Origin of the sequence: Bacillus cereus group sp. BfR-BA-01309 (assembly GCF_022664315.1) — a bacterium.
Lineage (GTDB): Bacteria > Bacillota > Bacilli > Bacillales > Bacillaceae_G > Bacillus_A > Bacillus_A mobilis.
In genome coordinates this window covers 355,328-373,186 of the sequence record NZ_JAKUHE010000002.1, presented here as the reverse complement: position 1 = coordinate 373,186, position 17,859 = coordinate 355,328, and the positions used below count along the sequence as shown (strand labels likewise).

Here is a 17,859-nt window from a genome sequence, read left to right as displayed (position 1 = left end):
ATAAAGTGTTAAAAAAACAAACGGTTTGGCTATTAACGATGTTAAGTTTAGTTGTTGTACTATCTGTTTATTACGTAACGACTCCTGACAAAATGAATACTGCATCACCAGCAACAGGTGAAAAGATTGGACAAGAAAAACAAGGTACTGATAAAGCAGTAACAAATGAAGCACCGAAAGAAACGCCAAAAAAAGAAACTACAAGCAAGGAAACATCAAATAAAGAAACAAATAAAGAAACAGACAAAAAAGAGAGTGCTAACAAAGAAACAAGTAAAAAAGATGCTAACGTAACAGTTCAATCAAGTGATGAAAATTTCACAGCGTTACGTATGCAAATGGAAGATCAGCGAAGTGAACAAAAATCAAGATTACAAGAAGTGATGAATTCAGCAAAATCTTCAGCAACAGAAAAGAGTAAAGCGAAAGATAATTTTGATGCAATTACTACAATGGAAACGAAGCAAGAATTACTTGAGACAGTGATTAAGTCTCAAGGAGGATATAAGGATGCCCTTGTAAGAGCTGATGGAACTGACATTAAAGTAACTGTGAAGGCAGCAAAGCATTCACAAAAAGAAGCGAATAAAATTATACAGCTTGTAAGAAGTGAAGGCGGATCAAAAGATGTAGGTGTGAAATTTGATCCACCAACAAAATAAAAGCTAATAATCCGCGGGGAAATCCTCCGCGGATTATTAGCTTTTACGAATCAGAGTGTTTGAAAATAGTTAGATAAAAATAATAATAGAAAAAGCTATCATTTTCGATAGCCTTTTTCCGTTTCGTCTTTGTAGTTGTTTTTACTATGTTCAACTCGGAACGGAGAAATACGTTGTGAGTAAAAGATTAGCGGTTCATGGTAACGATGATTACTTTTTCCAGATTTGACGTGGATGAAGAGAACGAATGCCCAGACCATTACGGCAGGTAAGAAGAGAATGAGCCATATCATATGTCCACACCTCGATACGATATATTTTCTACACTTTGAACATACTATTCTTATATGAAGGAATGATGAACGACGTGTAAACAAAAAAATAATATTTGGTAAAAATATGTTATTGACTATAGATGAGGTGAAGAGTGAAGCGGTAATGATACGTTTACTTTGTAGCATTTTGAAAAAGTAAGGAATGTTTTTTAGGAAGTGGTCTTGCCAATTTCGCATGAAACTTGGTATTATTACTAGGTAATAAATATTTATTGAAATAATATTTTTACAGGAGTTTCGATTTATTATAAAGAAATATAAATTGGAATGTTTAAAAAATTTATCGTAAGATGGAAATAGCAATTATTTCTATTAGTAAATGAAATGCATTTTCTAATAGAGTACATCGTATTTTTACAGTCAATCTAGTTTTAATGACGAGAATCTGTAAAAACGGGACAAACAAGAGTATGGGAGTGGATTTTACATGTTTAAAATTCAAGAAGTTCGTGAATTAATTAAATTAATTGATAGCTCTAATATTGATGAATTTGAATACAAAAAAGATGGTACGACAATCAAAATGAAAAAGCGTGGTAATGAAGTTGTTGCTGTACAAGCACCTGTAGCAAAACAAGTCGTGCAACCAGTAGCACCTGTTGAAGTTGAAACAACAGTAGCGGCAGCACAAGTGGAAGTACCAAAACAAGAAGAGAAAAAAGCTGTTCAAGATGAAAACCTACATAAAATTACATCACCGATGGTAGGTACATTCTATTCTTCTTCTTCGCCTGATACACCTGCATATGTAAGTGTAGGGGATAGAGTATCGAAAGATTCTATCGTATGCATTGTCGAGGCTATGAAGTTATTTAACGAAATCGATGCTGATGTAGATGGTGAAATTGTTGAGGTTCTTGTTAATAATGGACAACTTGTGGAGTATGGACAACCGCTATTTCTTGTAAAAGCGTAATAAGGGAGTCTTTGTGATGATAAAAAAAGTATTAATAGCCAATCGTGGGGAAATTGCTGTACGAATTATTCGTGCTTGTAAAGAAATGGATATTGAAACAGTCGCGATTTATTCAGAAGCAGATAAAGAGTCACTTCACGTACAAATTGCTGATGAGGCGTATTGTGTAGGACCAACGATTTCGAAAGAAAGCTATTTAAATTTGACGAACATTATTAGTGTTGCGAAGTTAACAGGCTGTGATGCTATTCATCCGGGATACGGATTTTTAGCAGAGAATGCAGATTTTGCAGAGTTATGCCGTGAATGTAACTTGATTTTTATCGGTCCAAGTCCAGAAGCTATTTCAAAGATGGGCACAAAAGACGTTGCTCGTGATACAATGAAAGAAGCAGGGGTTCCGATTGTACCAGGTTCACAAGGGATTATTAAAAATACCGAAGAAGCGATCGAGCTTGCGAATCAAATTGGATATCCAGTTATTATTAAAGCGACTGCAGGTGGCGGCGGAAAAGGTATTCGTGTCGCACGCCATGAAGAAGAGCTTGTAAAAGGAATTCAAATTACACAGCAAGAAGCTAGTACCGCTTTTGGGAACCCTGGTGTATACTTAGAAAAGTACGTTGAAGATTTCCGCCATGTTGAGATTCAAATAATGGCAGATACACACGGAAATGCCATTCATTTAGGAGAGCGTGATTGTACAATTCAGCGCCGTTTGCAAAAACTACTAGAAGAAAGTCCATCACCTGCACTTGATGAAAATGTTCGCAAGCAGATGGGTGAGGCGGCAGTTAAAGCAGCGGTAGCGGTTGATTATACAGGTGCTGGTACGGTTGAGTTTATTTATGAATATAGAACGAAAAGCTTTTATTTCATGGAGATGAATACGAGAATTCAAGTTGAGCATCCGGTTACTGAAATGGTAACAGGGATGGATTTAATTAAAGAACAAATTCGTGTTGCTTCTGGAGAAAAGTTATCGTTACAGCAAGAAGAAGTACAATTTAATGGTTGGGCAATTGAATGCCGAATTAATGCGGAAAACCCTGCCAAAAAATTTATGCCATCTCCAGGTAAAGTAGAAATGTACTTGCCACCAGGCGGATTTGGTATTCGCGTCGATTCAGCTGTATATCCGGGATATTCAATCCCACCTTTCTATGATTCGATGGTTGCTAAATTAATTGTTCACGGAAAAACACGTGAAGAGGCAATTGCAAAAATGAAGCGTGCACTCAGTGAGTTTGTCATTGAAGGCGTACATACAACAATCCCGTTCCATTTGCAATTGCTAGATCATCCTGATTTTGTAAAAGGTGAGTTTAATACGAAATTTTTGGAAGAGCATGAACTTGTGACGCAGTGATACATTAAAGGAGGTTTTTTTCATGGCTGAACATATGTTAGATATGGGTCAAGATACAACTCTTGGTAAAGTAGAAATTGCACCAGAAGTAATTGAAGTAATCGCAGGTATTGCAGCTGCTGAGGTAGAAGGTGTAGCGGCAATGCGTGGTAATTTTGCTACAGATGTTGTTGAGAAGTTAGGTAAGAAAAATCATGGTAAAGGTGTAAAGGTTGAATTAGCAAACGAAGATATTATCGTTGACCTTTATGTTGTGATGTACTTTGGCGTAGCAATTCCAGTTGTTGCACAAAAGATTCAAGACAACATCCGCCAGGCACTCTTTACAATGACAGGGCTTGAGCCAAAAGAAGTGAATGTTCACATCGTTGGCGTAACATTCGAAACACAAAAAACAGAAATCGAACCAGTGTAAGAATGAAAAAGGTGCCTAGTAACATAGGCACCTTTTTTATCGTTTCATTTCTTCACAAATTAAAACCCTCTAATTATTATACTATTTCAAAAAAAAAGAAATCAAAAAGGAAATGTTTCGTTTTTCCAAAAAACGTACATTGTGATAAGATATGGAACTTGAAGTTAATCTTTTTATTATTTTTCAGCCTTGTAACCCGTGTGTGAAACGATAAATTGTGTTATTATCATTGTATTATAAGGTTGGAAAATCAATGAAAACTGTAAGAGTAAGTGAATTGACGGCTTATAAATTATAATAATATAACAAAGCATAAGGAAAGACTTGAAGCATAAAGGAGAGTTACAATGAAACGTAGGACGGCTAGAGAAAGAGCGATGCAAGCATTATATCAAATGGATATTACAGGTGAATTAGAACCGAAAGTAGCTGTGGAAAACACGCTAGATGAAGGTGAAGAAACAAATGAATTTCTAGAATCACTTGTAGTAGGTTTTGTAGAAAATAAAGAAGTAATTGATGAAGCGATTCGTCAAAACTTAAAAAAATGGAAGCTGGAGCGTATTAGTATTGTTGATCGCAGTATTTTACGTGTAGCTGTGTATGAAATGAAATACATGGAAGAAATTCCACACAACGTAACAATTAACGAAGCGATTGAAATTGCTAAAACATTTGGGGATGAGGAATCTCGTCGTTTTATTAACGGCGTTTTATCTAATATAAAAGATACACTGTAATTTCTTTAAGGGGGAATCTTAAAATGGTAGCAGTAATCATCAAAGGAAATGAAGTTGCGGAGAAAAAACGAGCACAATTAACAGAAGAAGTTGTGAAGTTGAAAGAGCAAGGGATTGTACCAGGATTAGCAGTTATTCTAGTTGGAGAAGATCCAGCATCTCGTTCTTATGTAAAAGGAAAAGAAAAGGGCTGTGAACAAGTAGGAATCTATTCAGAGCTAATTGAACTTCCTGAAACAATTACTGAGGAGCGTTTGCTTGCTGAAATCGATCGCTTAAATAGCGATGACCGTATTAACGGCATATTAGTGCAATTACCTTTACCAAAACATATTGAAGAAAAAGCTATCATTGAAAGAATTTCACCAGAAAAAGATGTAGATGGATTTCACCCAATCAGCGTGGGACGTATGATGACGGGACAAGATACATTCCTTCCATGTACACCGCACGGTATTGTAGAATTAGTAAAAGAAACAAACCTTGATATTTCAGGAAAACATGTTGTAGTAATTGGAAGAAGTAATATTGTCGGCAAGCCAGTGGGACAATTGTTCTTAAATGAAAATGCAACTGTCACATACTGTCATTCTAAGACGCAAAATATGAAAGAGTTATCGAAGTTAGCTGATATTTTAATCGTAGCAGTTGGGCGACCTAAGATGATAACAGCTGATTATATTAAAGAAGGAGCGGTTGTAATCGATGTTGGTGTAAACCGTTTAGAAACAGGCAAACTTTGTGGTGATGTTGATTTTGACAACGTGTTAGATGTTGCTGGTTACATTACACCTGTGCCAAAGGGTGTTGGTCCAATGACGATCACAATGCTTCTTCATAATACTGTTGAATCTGCTAAACGTGCAGGTGTCGTTTGTAAATAATTTGAGTCGGCTATGAGGAGAGAGAAATGGAGAAACAATATTTAACCGTTACAGCGTTAACACGCTATATAAAAACAAAAATAGAATATGATCCGCATTTGCAGTCTGTTTGGTTAAAAGGTGAAATTTCCAATTTTAAAAATCATAGTCGTGGTCATATGTATTTTACATTGAAAGATGAAAATGCAAGAATCGCAGCGGTTATGTTTGCGGGTCATAATCGTAATATTAAATTCAGACCTGAAAATGGGATGAAGGTACTTGTGAAAGGGAAAATTTCCGTTTACGAGGCGAGCGGTTCTTATCAAATTTATATTCAAGACATGCAGCCGGACGGAATCGGAAACCTGCATTTAGCTTACGAACAATTAAAGGTTCGTTTAGAGGAAGAAGGTTTATTTTCTCAAGTTTATAAAAAAACAATTCCTCCTTATGCTAAAACAATAGGTGTGATTACGTCGCCAACAGGAGCTGCGATTCGTGATATTATAACAACGATTAAACGTCGTTATCCAATTGGAAATATTATTGTGTTTCCAGTACTTGTACAGGGGGAGTCAGCAGCTCCCTCCATTGTACAAGCGATTCGTACAGCGAATGAAATGGGAGAGATAGATGTCCTAATCGTTGGGCGAGGGGGAGGCTCTATTGAGGAATTATGGGCGTTTAATGAAGAAATGGTTGCAAGGGCAATCTTTAAGAGTGAGATCCCTATTATTTCGGCAGTAGGCCATGAAACGGACTTTACAATTGCGGATTTTGTTGCCGATTTACGTGCGCCAACACCGACTGCAGCAGCTGAGCTGGCAGCGCCTAACATTATAGAGTTACAAGAAAAGGTATTACAAAGAACTCTAAGATTGCAAAGAGCAATGAGAGAGTTAGTACATAAAAAAGAAGAAAAACTACAAGTATTGCAAAAATCTTATGCGTTCCGTTATCCAAGACAAGTATATGAGCAAAAAGAAGAGCAATTAGATAGAGCGTTAGAACAGCTTGTTTTAGCGAAAGAGCGCTATATTGATAAAAAGGTAAATCAGTTAAAACAACTTTCATTTTATTTAGAGAAGCACCACCCAGCTCAAAAAATTATGCAAACAAAGGTAGCGGTTGAAACATTGCAAAAGCAATTGCAACGTGAAATGCAAACATTACTTCAAACGAAAGAATTTGCCTTTGTAAGAGTAGCTCAAAAACTTGAAGCGTTAAATCCGCTTAAAGTAATGATGAGAGGGTACGGGCTTGTATATGATGAAGAGAAGCAAGTGTTAAAAAGTGTGAAAGATGTCAGCCTTGGAGATGCTGTTTCAGTTCAATTACAAGATGGAATACTAGATTGTAGCGTATCAGGCATAGAGGAGCGTGAATTGAATAATGGAAAATAAATTAAGCTTTGAAGAGGCAATTTCGCAACTTGAGCATCTCGTTTCTAAGCTAGAGCAAGGTGACGTACCTTTAGAAGAAGCAATCTCTTATTTTAAAGAGGGTATGGAATTATCTAAGCTTTGTGATGAGAAGTTGAAGAACGTACAAGAACAAATGGCAGTTATTCTTGGGGAAGATGGAGAGCTTGAACCGTTTACTGCTTTAGGAGATGAAGCATAGTGACTGTTGCTTTTGATACTTTTTTGAAAGAAAGTAAAACTTTCGTAGAAGAGAAGCTTGTAAGCTATGCAAATGAATTACAATGCCCAAATGTACTTCGTGAAGCGATGGCATATTCTTTGGAAGCGGGTGGAAAGCGTCTCCGCCCGTTACTTTTATTTGCGACATTACAAGCGTTTGGTAAAGAAAGAAATCTTGGAGTAGGTGCAGCTTGTGCCCTTGAAATGATACATACATACTCGTTAGTTCATGATGATTTACCTTGTATGGATGATGATGATTTAAGAAGAGGGAAGCCCACAAATCATAAAGTATTTGGTGAAGCGATGGCAGTTTTAGCAGGCGATGGTTTGTTGACGTATGCTTTTCAAGTTATTATGGCATATGAACAAAAGGAAATCTCTGCAGAAAAAAAAGTAAGACTTGTACTTGAGCTTGCAAAAGCGGCAGGACCAGAAGGAATGGTTGGCGGACAAGTGGCAGATATGGAAGCTGAAGGGAAACAGCTTACGATTGATGAGTTGGAGTATATTCATAAGCATAAGACTGGGAAACTACTTGAATTCGCTGTACTTGCCGGATCGATACTTTCTGATGCCACAGAAGAACAAGAAGAAAAATTACTTGCGTTTGCGAAATATATTGGCCTAGCGTTCCAAATTCGAGATGATATTCTAGATGTGGAAGGAACCGAAGAAGAGATTGGAAAACCGATTGGTAGTGATGTTTCCAACGAAAAGAGCACATATACGACGTTATTTACTCTAGATAGAGCAAAGGATATTTTAGAAGATACAATTGCAAAAGCAAAAGATGCTATTGGTTCCTTGCAATTACAAGATGAATATTTACTATCTATTTGCGATTTGATTGCAAAACGTAATAACTAATATAACAGCGTTTCCATTTGTTGAGTCATTCATCATTTTATGATATAAATGTAGGAAAAGGTTTTTCTTTTCTTGTTATTGGCAAAAATATATGTAGATTACATTGCCGTTATCACTTCGTGTTAGCGGCTATTTTTTTCATCGCCTAAAGAAATATGGTTTATAATAGGATTAGGGCGCAATAGACTGGTTAATTGCAGGACAAGGTGAAAAATAAAAAAAGATAATTTCTTGTTTTGTGTAAATGTTTTTTATAATATTTGACATGTTGACAGATTATGAAATGAAAGTGAGTGATCCATGTGGATCTAACGCAAATTCAAAACCCTAGTTTTTTGAAAGATATGTCTATCGGTGAACTAGAGGGATTGAGTGAGGATATTCGTAAATTTTTAATTGAAGAGCTCTCTCAAACAGGTGGACATATTGCACCTAATTTAGGTGTAGTAGAACTCACAATTGCTCTGCATAAATTATTTGATAGTCCGAAAGATAAATTTTTATGGGACGTAGGACATCAATCCTATGTACATAAAATTTTAACAGGACGTGCAAAGGAATTCGGTACATTAAGGCAATATCAGGGCCTATGTGGTTTCCCGAAACGTTGCGAGAGTGAGCACGATGTATGGGAAACTGGCCATAGCTCGACATCATTATCTGCTGCAATGGGAATGGCTCTAGCACGTGATTTAAAGAAAACGAAAGAATATGTTATACCAATCATTGGAGATGGTGCTCTAACGGGCGGAATGGCTTTAGAGGCATTGAACCATATTGGACATGAAAAAACAGACATGATTGTTATTTTGAATGATAATGAAATGTCAATTGCACCAAACGTTGGTGCGCTTCATAATGTGCTTGGACGTCTACGTACCGCAGGGAAATACCATTGGGTAAAAGATGAACTAGAGTATATATTAAAGAAAATCCCAGCAGTCGGTGGGAAAGTTGCTGCGACAGCAGAGAAAATAAAAGATAGTCTTAAATATTTACTAGTATCCGGTGTCTTTTTCGAAGAATTAGGCTTTACATATTTAGGTCCAGTTGATGGGCACGATTATGAAAAGTTATTCGAAACGTTGCAATATGCAAAGAAAACAAAAGGCCCAGTGCTTGTTCATGTTATTACGAAAAAAGGAAAAGGTTATAAACCAGCTGAGAGTGATGTTATTGGAACTTGGCATGGAACAGGGCCTTATAAAATTGAATCAGGTGACTTCGTGAAACCGAAAGAAGTTGCACCAGCATGGAGTGCTGTTGTTAGTGATACAGTACTTAAGCTAGCGAGAACGGATGAGCGTATCGTTGCAATTACACCTGCAATGCCTGTTGGATCGAAACTTGAGAAATTCCAAAAAGAATTCCCGGATCGTATGATTGATGTTGGTATTGCAGAACAGCATGCTACAACAATGGCAGCGGGTATGGCAACGCAAGGTATGAAGCCATTCTTAGCGATTTATTCAACATTTTTACAAAGAGCATATGACCAAGTTGTTCATGATATATGCCGCCAAAATTTAAATGTCTTTATCGGAATCGATCGCTCTGGTTTAGTAGGAGCAGATGGTGAAACGCATCAAGGTGTGTTTGACATTTCATTCTTACGTCATTTGCCGAATATGGTACTTATGATGCCGAAAGATGAAAATGAAGGGCAACATTTAGTATATACGGCGATGCAATATGAAGATGGACCAATCGCATTACGTTATGCACGCGGTAATGGACTTGGTGTTCATATGGATGAAGAATTAAAGGCGATTCCAATCGGTTCATGGGAAACGTTAAAAGAAGGTACACAAGCGGCTATTTTAACATTTGGTACGACAATACCAATGGCAATGGAAGCAGCTGAGCGTCTTGAAAAGGCTGGGATTTCAGTGAAAGTAGTGAACGCTCGCTTTATTAAACCGATGGATGAAGCATATTTACATGACCTCTTAGGAAAAAATATACCGATTTTAACGATTGAAGAAGCTTGCTTAATCGGCGGTTTTGGAACGGGAGTAGTTGAATTTGCATCTGAGAACGGGTACCATAGTGCGTTAGTTGAAAGAATGGGTATTCCAGACCGTTTCATAGAGCACGGTAGTGTAACAAAATTATTAGAAGAAATAGGTTTAACGACAGAAGCTGTTGTAGACCGTATTCATACAATGATTCCATCAAAACAAAAAAGGGCGTAACAAATGAGTGCAAAAAAAGAAAGAGTAGATGTACTATTAGTAGAGCGAGGACTTATAGAAACACGTGAGAAAGCAAAACGCGCCGTTATGGCCGGACTTGTATATGCGAATGAGATGAGACTTGATAAGCCAGGAGAGAAGATCCCACAAGATACGGAGATTACGGTGAAGGGACAAGTTATGCCGTATGTAAGCCGTGGTGGTTATAAACTTGAAAAAGCATTAGAGACATTTCATCTTGATTTACAAAATAAAGTTATGATAGATATTGGTTCATCAACTGGTGGCTTTACAGATTGTGCGCTTCAAAACGGAGCGAAATTATCTTATGCATTAGATGTAGGATACAATCAACTTGCATGGAAATTGCGTCAAGATGAGCGTGTTGTCGTAATGGAACGGACAAACTTCCGTTACGTGACACCAGCAGAATTAGACCGTGGTTTACCGCAATTTGCTAGTATCGATGTTTCATTTATATCATTAAAGCTCATACTGCCGGTTTTAAAAACAATGCTTATGCCTAATGGAGATGTAGCGGCGTTAATTAAACCACAGTTTGAAGCTGGAAGAGAGCAAGTTGGGAAAAAAGGTATCGTTCGTGATCGAAAAGTACATGAGGCTGTCGTGGAAATGATTGTCGACTTTGCTATAAAAGAAGGATACGACGTAGAAGGTTTAACATTCTCACCAATTACGGGCGGGGATGGTAATATTGAATTTTTAATTCATCTGAAATGGCATGGTGAACGCGAGAATGGCGAAAATCATTCTCCAGTTTCTGTTGAGCAAGTAGTTACAGAGGCGCATGATGTCCTAAAACAAAAAGGAAAAGGGGAATAACATATGTTGTTCCTCTTTTTGTTGTAATTGTATAATGATTGTAAAAACAATTGTGTACAAGCAACGAATTATAAGTTAACATAAATAAGTGAAGTATACCAATGTTTAAACTATGGTAAGAGATAGTGTGAGGTGCAAATGTATGAATAAAGGTCAGCGCCATATTAAAATCAGGGAAATTATTGCGAACAAAGAAATTGAAACACAAGATGAATTAGTTGATATTTTACGTAATGAGGGATTTAATGTAACGCAAGCAACAGTATCGCGCGATATTAAAGAACTGCACTTAGTGAAAGTGCCATTACATGATGGTCGCTATAAATATAGCTTGCCAGCGGATCAACGATTTAACCCGTTACAAAAATTAAAACGCAATCTAGTGGATTCATTTGTAAAATTAGACACGGCAGGACATATGCTTGTGCTAAAAACATTGCCTGGTAACGCTCATTCACTTGGAGCACTTATTGATCATTTAGAGTGGGATGAGATCATCGGAACCATCTGTGGTGATGATACTTGCTTAATTATTTGCCGTACACCTGAAGATACAGGTGTTGTCTCTGATCGTTTCTTAAATATGTTGTAACAAAAAAATCTTGTTTGCTTTCCTCTGTAAAGTGGAAAGTGAACAGGATATTTTTATTGGTTAAAAATGTGAATTCTTAATTGTAATATAATATTTTCTTTGAATAAAATTAGAAAATAGGTGGATTGACCCGTAAAACAAATGTTTGGTACAATGGAGCGGTTAGAAAAGTAATTTATACATACAAACATATAGTATGACTATTTGAATGAAGAACTGAGAAAAGCCCTTAATAGGGGATTAGTTTATAACGAGGTGAATGGGGCATTGTTATCGGAATTATCGATTAGAAACTTTGCTATTATTGAGGCATTAAATATTTCTTTTCAAAAAGGATTAACGGTTTTAAGTGGTGAAACAGGAGCTGGAAAATCGATTATTATTGATGCGATTAGTTTACTTGTAGGTGGCCGTGGTTCAGCGGAATTTGTTCGATACGGAACAGAAAAAGCTGAGATAGAAGGGTTATTTTATGTAGAAGATGATAAGCATCCGTGTATTGAAAAGGCAGAAGAATTGGATATAGAAATAGAAGACGGCATGATTATTTTGAAGCGTGATATCGCTGCAAACGGAAAAAGTGTATGTCGTGTAAATGGGAAGCTGGTTACCCTTAGTATATTAAAGGAAATTGGAAAAACACTTGTTGATATTCATGGGCAGCACGAAACACAAGATTTAATGAATGAAGAGCGTCATATGTTTATGCTTGATCATTTTGATGGAGATCGCATTGTTAAACAATTGGGTATATATCAAAATGTATACGCTGACTATGAGAAGTTAAAAAAACAGTTAAAATCGTTAAGTGAAAATGAACAACAAATGGCGCATCGTTTAGATTTAATTCAATTCCAGCATGAAGAAATCTGTAAGGCGGATTTAAAGATGGATGAAGAAAATGAATTAACTGAAGAACGATTGCAAATTTCTAATTTCGAAAAAATTTACAAAGCATTAGGCGATGCATATCGCTCATTAAGCGCTGACGGACAAGGGTTAGATAATATACGAAGCGCAATGGGACAAATGGAGAGTATTACACATTTAGATGAAGTGTATCAAGAAAACCATGATTCAATTGCAAATAGCTACTACTTATTAGAAGAAGTTGCATATCAACTTAGAGAAAAGCTCGATATGATGGAATATGATCCGAATCGTTTAGACGAAATTGAAACGCGTTTAAATGAAATTCGTATGCTAAAGAGAAAATATGGAAATACTGTAGAAGAGATTTTAGCGTATGCTGATAAAATTGAACAAGAAATTTTTACGATTGAAAATAAAGACGTTCATATTGAAACGACGAAGAAGCAATTAAAGGAATTAGAAAGTGTTATTCTGAAAGAAGCAACGTCGTTAAGTAATATGCGTCATGAACTTGCGGAGCATCTTACAAATGCCATTCATCAGGAATTAAAAGAATTGTATATGGAAAAAACAAAATTTGAAGTGAGAATTATGAAGCGAGTAGGAAATGCTGAAGAGCCTTTTGTAGAGGGAACACCGGTAAGACTTACGGCGGATGGCTACGATCATGTGGAATTTTATATTTCAACAAATCCAGGTGAGCCGCTAAAACCACTTTCAAAGGTCGCTTCTGGCGGAGAGTTATCTCGTATTATTTTAGCTTTAAAAAGCATTTTTTCTAAGCATCAAGGTGTTGCATCAGTTATTTTTGATGAAGTGGATACTGGTGTAAGTGGTCGAGTTGCACAGGCTATTGCGGAAAAAATTTATCGAGTATCAGTAAACTCGCAAGTACTTTGTATTACGCACTTACCTCAAGTGGCTTCAATGGCGGATTCGCATTTGTTTATTCGAAAACAAGTAGCGAATGATCGAACAATTACATCAGTTACCGTTTTAACTATGGAGGATAAAGTAACCGAAATCGCTCGAATGATTTCTGGTGTGGAAATTACAGATTTAACGACAGAACATGCGAAAGAATTACTTACGCAAGCGCATCATTTTAAACAGACAGCAGAGGCTATCCAGTAATGGATAGCTTTTTTTCTCAAATAATGATTTCTTAATTCTTCCGGTTATAAATAAAGCGCTGCAAGGAGAGATTAAAAAGTGAAGCCAAAAGGCTGAATGTGGGGTAGGAGCGAGGAGAGTGAACAAATTGAAATTAGAAAGATTTCGCAAAATAATAGGTATTTGTCTCCTTGTTTCTTTAGTTTTTATTGGGTGTTTTAAACCGCTTCGGACGTTTATTTCATCTCCGAAGCAACTTGTTGTTTTTGAAGGACAACAATCAGAAATAGCGTCATTACCGGTTTTTAAAGCTTCATCTACAGATCGTCATGTGTTTACAGTAAGTTCAAATGAACAAAAACAAGGACTTATGGTAAATTCTCATCAAAATGGTGAAGCAGATATGGTGTTTCAGCTTGCTGGTTTTCCAGTAAAAAAAGTAAATGTGAAAGTATTAAAAGATTTTAAAGTTATTCCAGGTGGACAATCAATTGGTGTGAAGTTAAATACAAAAGGGGTACTTGTTGTAGGCCATCATTTAATTCAAACTGAAAAAGGGAAAGTATCTCCTGGTGAGACAGCTGGTGTGCAAATTGGAGATATGATTACTGAAATTAATGGTAAAACAATTGAAAGAATGAGTGATGTAGCACCATTTATTCATAATAGTGGTGAAACAGGTGAACCGCTTAATCTTGTTTTGTTAAGAGATGGAAAACACATCCGCACTAAGTTAACACCACAAAAAGACAGCGGAGAATCGTCTTATCGCATTGGTTTATATATTCGTGATTCGGCAGCTGGAATCGGAACAATGACATTTGTTCATCCTGATTCTATGAAATATGGGGCACTTGGTCATGTCATTTCTGATAACGATACGAAAAAGCCGATTCAAGTCGAAGATGGACAAATTATGCGTTCGACGGTTACATCAATTGAAAGAGGTAGTCATGGGAATCCAGGAGAGAAATTAGCGAGGTTCTCACCAGATCGTGAAGTGATTGGTAATATTACAATAAATAGTCCATTTGGCATATTCGGGAAATTAAATACAAATATACCAAATGGTGTAATGGATAAAGCAATGCCGATTGCACTATCTCATCAAGTAAAAGAGGGACCAGCAAAAATATTAACAGTTATTGATAAAGATAAAGTGGAAGCGTTTGATATTGAAGTTGTTAGTACAGTACCGCAAAAGTTTCCGGCTACAAAAGGCATGGTAATAAAAGTCACAGACAAACGTTTATTAGCGAAAACGGGTGGTATCGTACAAGGCATGAGCGGAAGTCCAATTGTACAAAACGGAAAAGTAATTGGTGCTGTTACACATGTATTTGTAAATGATCCAACATCAGGATATGGTGTTCATATTGAATGGATGTTACATGAGGCTGGAATTAACATTTATGAACAAGAAAGAAAAGCGAGCTAATTATTAATTAGCTCGCTTTTCTGTTGAAAAATTCGTTGAAATTTTGTAAAAGCTCCGCAAGAGGTGTTTTTTGTTGTAAAATAAAAGAAAAGGGTTGAACGTTTCGTTGTATTTCTATGATGGAATGTGTTGCGAAAGGGAATAAATGAGCGATAAACATATTTTTTTGTGATTTTATCGGAAAGTAACAAACTTTAAAAGGGAATTTTCACACAATTGTCGAACAATTCATGTAGCCTAGAAGGATACACATGTCGGAGAATCGATTCGGTAAGGGAGGAAAAGCTGTGGAGAAAATTAAAGTATGTCTTGTGGATGATAATAAAGAATTAGTATCAATGCTAGAGAGTTATGTAGCTGCTCAAGATGATATGGAAGTAATCGGTACTGCTTATAATGGTCAAGAGTGTTTAAATTTATTAACTGATAAGCAGCCGGATGTACTTGTTTTAGACATTATTATGCCACATTTAGATGGTTTAGCTGTACTAGAGAAAATGCGACATATTGAAAGGCTAAGACAGCCTAGCGTAATTATGTTGACAGCATTTGGACAAGAAGATGTGACGAAAAAAGCAGTTGACTTAGGTGCTTCATATTTCATATTAAAACCATTTGATATGGAGAATTTAACGAGTCATATTCGTCAAGTGAGCGGTAAGGCGAACGCTACCATTAAACGTCCACTTCCATCTTTCCGTTCAGCAACGACAATAGATGGAAAACCGAAAAACTTAGATGCAAGTATTACGAGTATCATTCATGAAATTGGTGTGCCTGCTCATATTAAAGGGTATATGTATTTAAGGGAAGCAATCTCTATGGTGTACAATGATATCGAATTACTGGGATCTATTACGAAAGTATTGTATCCAGATATTGCGAAGAAATATAATACAACAGCAAGCCGCGTCGAGCGTGCAATCCGTCATGCAATTGAAGTAGCATGGAGTCGAGGAAATATTGATTCTATTTCGTCCTTATTCGGTTATACAGTATCCATGTCAAAAGCAAAACCTACGAATTCTGAATTCATCGCAATGGTTGCGGATAAGCTGAGACTTGAGCATAAGGCTAGCTGAGAGTAGAATCGGTAAGGAGTTTAAGCTTTAGTAAAGCTTAAACATTCTTGAAACTTATACTCGATATTAAATTTAAAACCAATGAACTTTTTATTTAATGACCAATGAATGTTAGAATTCGTTGGTCTTTTTATTTCCTTCGATTTAAGGGTTTTGAGGGAATATATAAATTTATGTGGAAAAATGCAATGAACATAAGGATATGTATAGGAAATACGTGGGTTTGACATCATAATTTCTATAACGTTGGGAAAGTTAAGAGATATAGGAGAATGGATGAATGACTTTAAAAAAAAATAGTGAATCGAGCTTACCCAATCATTGTTATGACGGTGTTTTTATCTATATTTCCAATGATAGTAAGTAAATTTTTTATCCCGAAAATAATATTAATGAGTGGTGAATTTCCTTATCCGACTGAGGAGTATACTCCCCAAAAAGTCGGTGCTGTTATAGCGGCAACGTTGCTTTTATTTGCGCTCTTCTTTATGTATTATAAATGGGTTATTAATAAAATGAAAAGAACGCACACAAATATTATGATTGCTTTAGGTATCGTAATCATTTTGACGACGGAAGTAATGATTACTTCCATCGCATTTAACCCTGTTATAGGAGATTATGCCATCCTTAAACAAGGAATTGTTTCTGTGTTTAATGGAGATAATCAATTTTTAGAAATGGGACAGCTTCTATTTTATCCATATAATACACATATTGTATTATTAGGAGGATATTTTGCTAAATTAGTAGGAAGTGTAGATATGGCAATGAAAATATTACCAATAGTATGTATAACAGGTAGTATCATTTTAAATGTATTGATTGTAAGGAAAATTACAAACTTTAAAGTTGCTCACATATCGATCGTGTTATCTGTGCTAAATATTTTTATATATTGGCAGGCGCCAGTTTTCTATACACATACATTAGTAATATTTTTTATTTCAGCAACGATGTATACATATTTGTGTTTGAAAACGGCGGAAACAAAAAGAATGAAGATTATTTTATGGATTTTATTAGGAGTTTTCGCGGCTTGTACTTATATTATAAGACCGACAGCATTGGCGGTAGCGTTAGCGATTTTAATTGAAAATATTTTTAAGTTTCGTAAGGAGTATTCCGTAAAGGTATTAAGTAGTGTTTTATTTTGTTTAATCCTTATTATAAGTTTTAAAGGTATAACGACAAAGCTAAATCTTAGTACCGATAATGAAATTGAAAAAATTCCATTCACTCATTGGGTGAAAATGGGGCTGAACAAAGATACGTATGGTGTGTGGAATCAGGCGGATGCAGATTATATTGATGATGAAAACATAAAGAATACAAAGGATTTGAATGAACACAATAAAGAAGTTATAGTGCAACGTTTCAGTGAACTTGGTGTAACGGGTTATGTACAACATTTAAATGAAAAAATAACTAGAGAATGGGTATCAAGTCAGTTCTCCATGTACCGTATTGGAGAATGGTTTGAGCAGAAGAATGACATGATAACTAATTACATATCGAACTATAGTACAACGAATTATGAAATCGTTACTATATATTCGTATGTTATCAAATTATTCGTTTATGTAGCTGTTCTGGCGGCTGTTATACTTTATAAAAAGAAAGATGAAAATGAATCGGAAGTTATACGTATTGCGATGATTAGTACGTTAGGTGTGTTTACTTTCTTATTACTATGGGAAACAGCTCCTCATTATACTTATGAGGCATTTGCATTTATGAATATTCCAGCTTCTTTAGGATTATATAAATTATTTATGATTTTTAACAAAGAAAAGAAAAATGCATAATTTGAGTAACTGAATCGAGTAGTGAACCCCCTCTTTTATTAAAAGAGGGGGTTCATCTATAGTCAATTAAATGTTTGAAAAAAGATTAAATGGAATCAA

Annotated in this window: 17 protein-coding genes; 16 read left to right on the top strand and 1 reads right to left on the bottom strand. The window is 35.9% G+C overall.

Annotation, left to right across the window (positions count from 1 at the left end):
- Positions 1-5 precede the first annotated feature (5 nt).
- Entirely contained in the window at positions 6-662 is a 657-nt protein-coding gene (locus MR115_RS05500) for a SpoIIIAH-like family protein (RefSeq protein WP_242240345.1), read from the top strand.
- Between the two features lie 98 nt (positions 663-760).
- On the opposite strand, the gene MR115_RS05495 is transcribed toward MR115_RS05500, so the two are convergent.
- Complete coding sequence (locus MR115_RS05495) at positions 761-955, bottom strand: DNA recombination protein RecO (protein WP_081110186.1); 195 nt, start codon at positions 953-955, stop codon at positions 761-763.
- Between the two features lie 469 nt (positions 956-1,424).
- On the opposite strand from MR115_RS05495, the gene accB reads away from it, so the two are divergent.
- From accB to MR115_RS05420, 15 genes are all read left to right on the top strand, one after another.
- Entirely contained in the window at positions 1,425-1,913 is a 489-nt protein-coding gene (gene accB, locus MR115_RS05490) for an acetyl-CoA carboxylase biotin carboxyl carrier protein (RefSeq protein ID WP_242240342.1), read from the top strand.
- Positions 1,914-1,929: 16 nt separating this feature from the next.
- On the top strand, positions 1,930-3,282 hold the full coding sequence (accC, locus tag MR115_RS05485) for an acetyl-CoA carboxylase biotin carboxylase subunit (RefSeq protein ID WP_061677463.1): 1,353 nt from the start codon (positions 1,930-1,932) through the stop codon (positions 3,280-3,282).
- A gap of 22 nt (positions 3,283-3,304) precedes the next feature.
- Positions 3,305-3,697, top strand: a complete 393-nt coding sequence (locus tag MR115_RS05480; protein WP_000807630.1) for an Asp23/Gls24 family envelope stress response protein — start codon at positions 3,305-3,307, stop codon at positions 3,695-3,697.
- A gap of 347 nt (positions 3,698-4,044) precedes the next feature.
- A complete protein-coding gene (nusB, locus tag MR115_RS05475) occupies positions 4,045-4,437 on the top strand; it encodes a N utilization substance protein NusB (RefSeq protein ID WP_000830249.1) in 393 nt (130 codons plus the stop codon).
- Positions 4,438-4,460: 23 nt separating this feature from the next.
- Positions 4,461-5,321, top strand: a complete 861-nt coding sequence (folD, locus tag MR115_RS05470; RefSeq protein ID WP_098498686.1) for a bifunctional methylenetetrahydrofolate dehydrogenase/methenyltetrahydrofolate cyclohydrolase FolD — start codon at positions 4,461-4,463, stop codon at positions 5,319-5,321.
- A 26-nt stretch (positions 5,322-5,347) separates the two neighbouring features.
- Positions 5,348-6,706 (top strand): exodeoxyribonuclease VII large subunit, encoded by a 1,359-nt coding sequence (gene xseA / locus MR115_RS05465; RefSeq protein WP_242240339.1) that lies wholly within the window; start codon positions 5,348-5,350, stop codon positions 6,704-6,706.
- On the top strand, positions 6,696-6,926 hold the full coding sequence (xseB, locus tag MR115_RS05460; RefSeq protein WP_000428423.1) for an exodeoxyribonuclease VII small subunit: 231 nt from the start codon (positions 6,696-6,698) through the stop codon (positions 6,924-6,926). The genes xseA and xseB overlap by 11 nt, the downstream gene beginning before the upstream one ends.
- The gene (ispA, locus tag MR115_RS05455) at positions 6,926-7,816 is read left to right on the top strand and encodes a (2E,6E)-farnesyl diphosphate synthase (RefSeq protein WP_061677470.1); all 891 of its coding nucleotides are present in this window, start codon (positions 6,926-6,928) and stop codon (positions 7,814-7,816) included. The genes xseB and ispA overlap by 1 nt, the downstream gene beginning before the upstream one ends.
- A gap of 302 nt (positions 7,817-8,118) precedes the next feature.
- On the top strand, positions 8,119-10,011 hold the full coding sequence (gene dxs, locus MR115_RS05450) for a 1-deoxy-D-xylulose-5-phosphate synthase (protein ID WP_097864733.1): 1,893 nt from the start codon (positions 8,119-8,121) through the stop codon (positions 10,009-10,011).
- 3 nt (positions 10,012-10,014) lie between these two features.
- Positions 10,015-10,854, top strand: a complete 840-nt coding sequence (locus MR115_RS05445; protein WP_242240337.1) for a TlyA family RNA methyltransferase — start codon at positions 10,015-10,017, stop codon at positions 10,852-10,854.
- Positions 10,855-10,996: 142 nt separating this feature from the next.
- The gene (gene argR, locus MR115_RS05440; protein ID WP_001032581.1) at positions 10,997-11,446 is read left to right on the top strand and encodes an arginine repressor ArgR; all 450 of its coding nucleotides are present in this window, start codon (positions 10,997-10,999) and stop codon (positions 11,444-11,446) included.
- Between the two features lie 267 nt (positions 11,447-11,713).
- Complete coding sequence (gene recN, locus MR115_RS05435; protein WP_242240335.1) at positions 11,714-13,453, top strand: DNA repair protein RecN; 1,740 nt, start codon at positions 11,714-11,716, stop codon at positions 13,451-13,453.
- Between the two features lie 118 nt (positions 13,454-13,571).
- Positions 13,572-14,870: a SpoIVB peptidase gene (gene spoIVB, locus MR115_RS05430; RefSeq protein ID WP_063260843.1), complete on the top strand. Its 1,299-nt coding sequence runs from the start codon at positions 13,572-13,574 to the stop codon at positions 14,868-14,870.
- A gap of 287 nt (positions 14,871-15,157) precedes the next feature.
- On the top strand, positions 15,158-15,952 hold the full coding sequence (gene spo0A / locus MR115_RS05425) for a sporulation transcription factor Spo0A (protein ID WP_000411416.1): 795 nt from the start codon (positions 15,158-15,160) through the stop codon (positions 15,950-15,952).
- Between the two features lie 326 nt (positions 15,953-16,278).
- Positions 16,279-17,760 carry a glycosyltransferase family protein gene (locus MR115_RS05420; RefSeq protein WP_242240618.1) on the top strand — a complete coding sequence of 494 codons (1,482 nt, stop codon included), beginning with the start codon at positions 16,279-16,281 and terminating at the stop codon, positions 17,758-17,760.
- The last annotated feature ends 99 nt before the right edge of the window (positions 17,761-17,859 follow it).

Excerpts from the sequence above, each read along its gene's own strand:
- MR115_RS05495 (WP_081110186.1), bottom strand. The coding sequence starts at position 955 with ATGATATGGCTCATTCTCTTCTTACCTGCCGTAATGGTCTGGGCATTC.
- accB (WP_242240342.1), top strand. The coding sequence starts at position 1,425 with ATGTTTAAAATTCAAGAAGTTCGTGAATTAATTAAATTAATTGATAGC.
- accC (WP_061677463.1), top strand. The coding sequence starts at position 1,930 with ATGATAAAAAAAGTATTAATAGCCAATCGTGGGGAAATTGCTGTACGA.
- MR115_RS05480 (WP_000807630.1), top strand. The coding sequence starts at position 3,305 with ATGGCTGAACATATGTTAGATATGGGTCAAGATACAACTCTTGGTAAA.
- nusB (WP_000830249.1), top strand. The coding sequence starts at position 4,045 with ATGAAACGTAGGACGGCTAGAGAAAGAGCGATGCAAGCATTATATCAA.
- folD (WP_098498686.1), top strand. The coding sequence starts at position 4,461 with ATGGTAGCAGTAATCATCAAAGGAAATGAAGTTGCGGAGAAAAAACGA.
- xseA (WP_242240339.1), top strand. The coding sequence starts at position 5,348 with ATGGAGAAACAATATTTAACCGTTACAGCGTTAACACGCTATATAAAA.
- xseB (WP_000428423.1), top strand. The coding sequence starts at position 6,696 with ATGGAAAATAAATTAAGCTTTGAAGAGGCAATTTCGCAACTTGAGCAT.
- MR115_RS05445 (WP_242240337.1), top strand. The coding sequence starts at position 10,015 with ATGAGTGCAAAAAAAGAAAGAGTAGATGTACTATTAGTAGAGCGAGGA.
- argR (WP_001032581.1), top strand. The coding sequence starts at position 10,997 with ATGAATAAAGGTCAGCGCCATATTAAAATCAGGGAAATTATTGCGAAC.
- MR115_RS05420 (WP_242240618.1), top strand. The coding sequence starts at position 16,279 with ATGACGGTGTTTTTATCTATATTTCCAATGATAGTAAGTAAATTTTTT.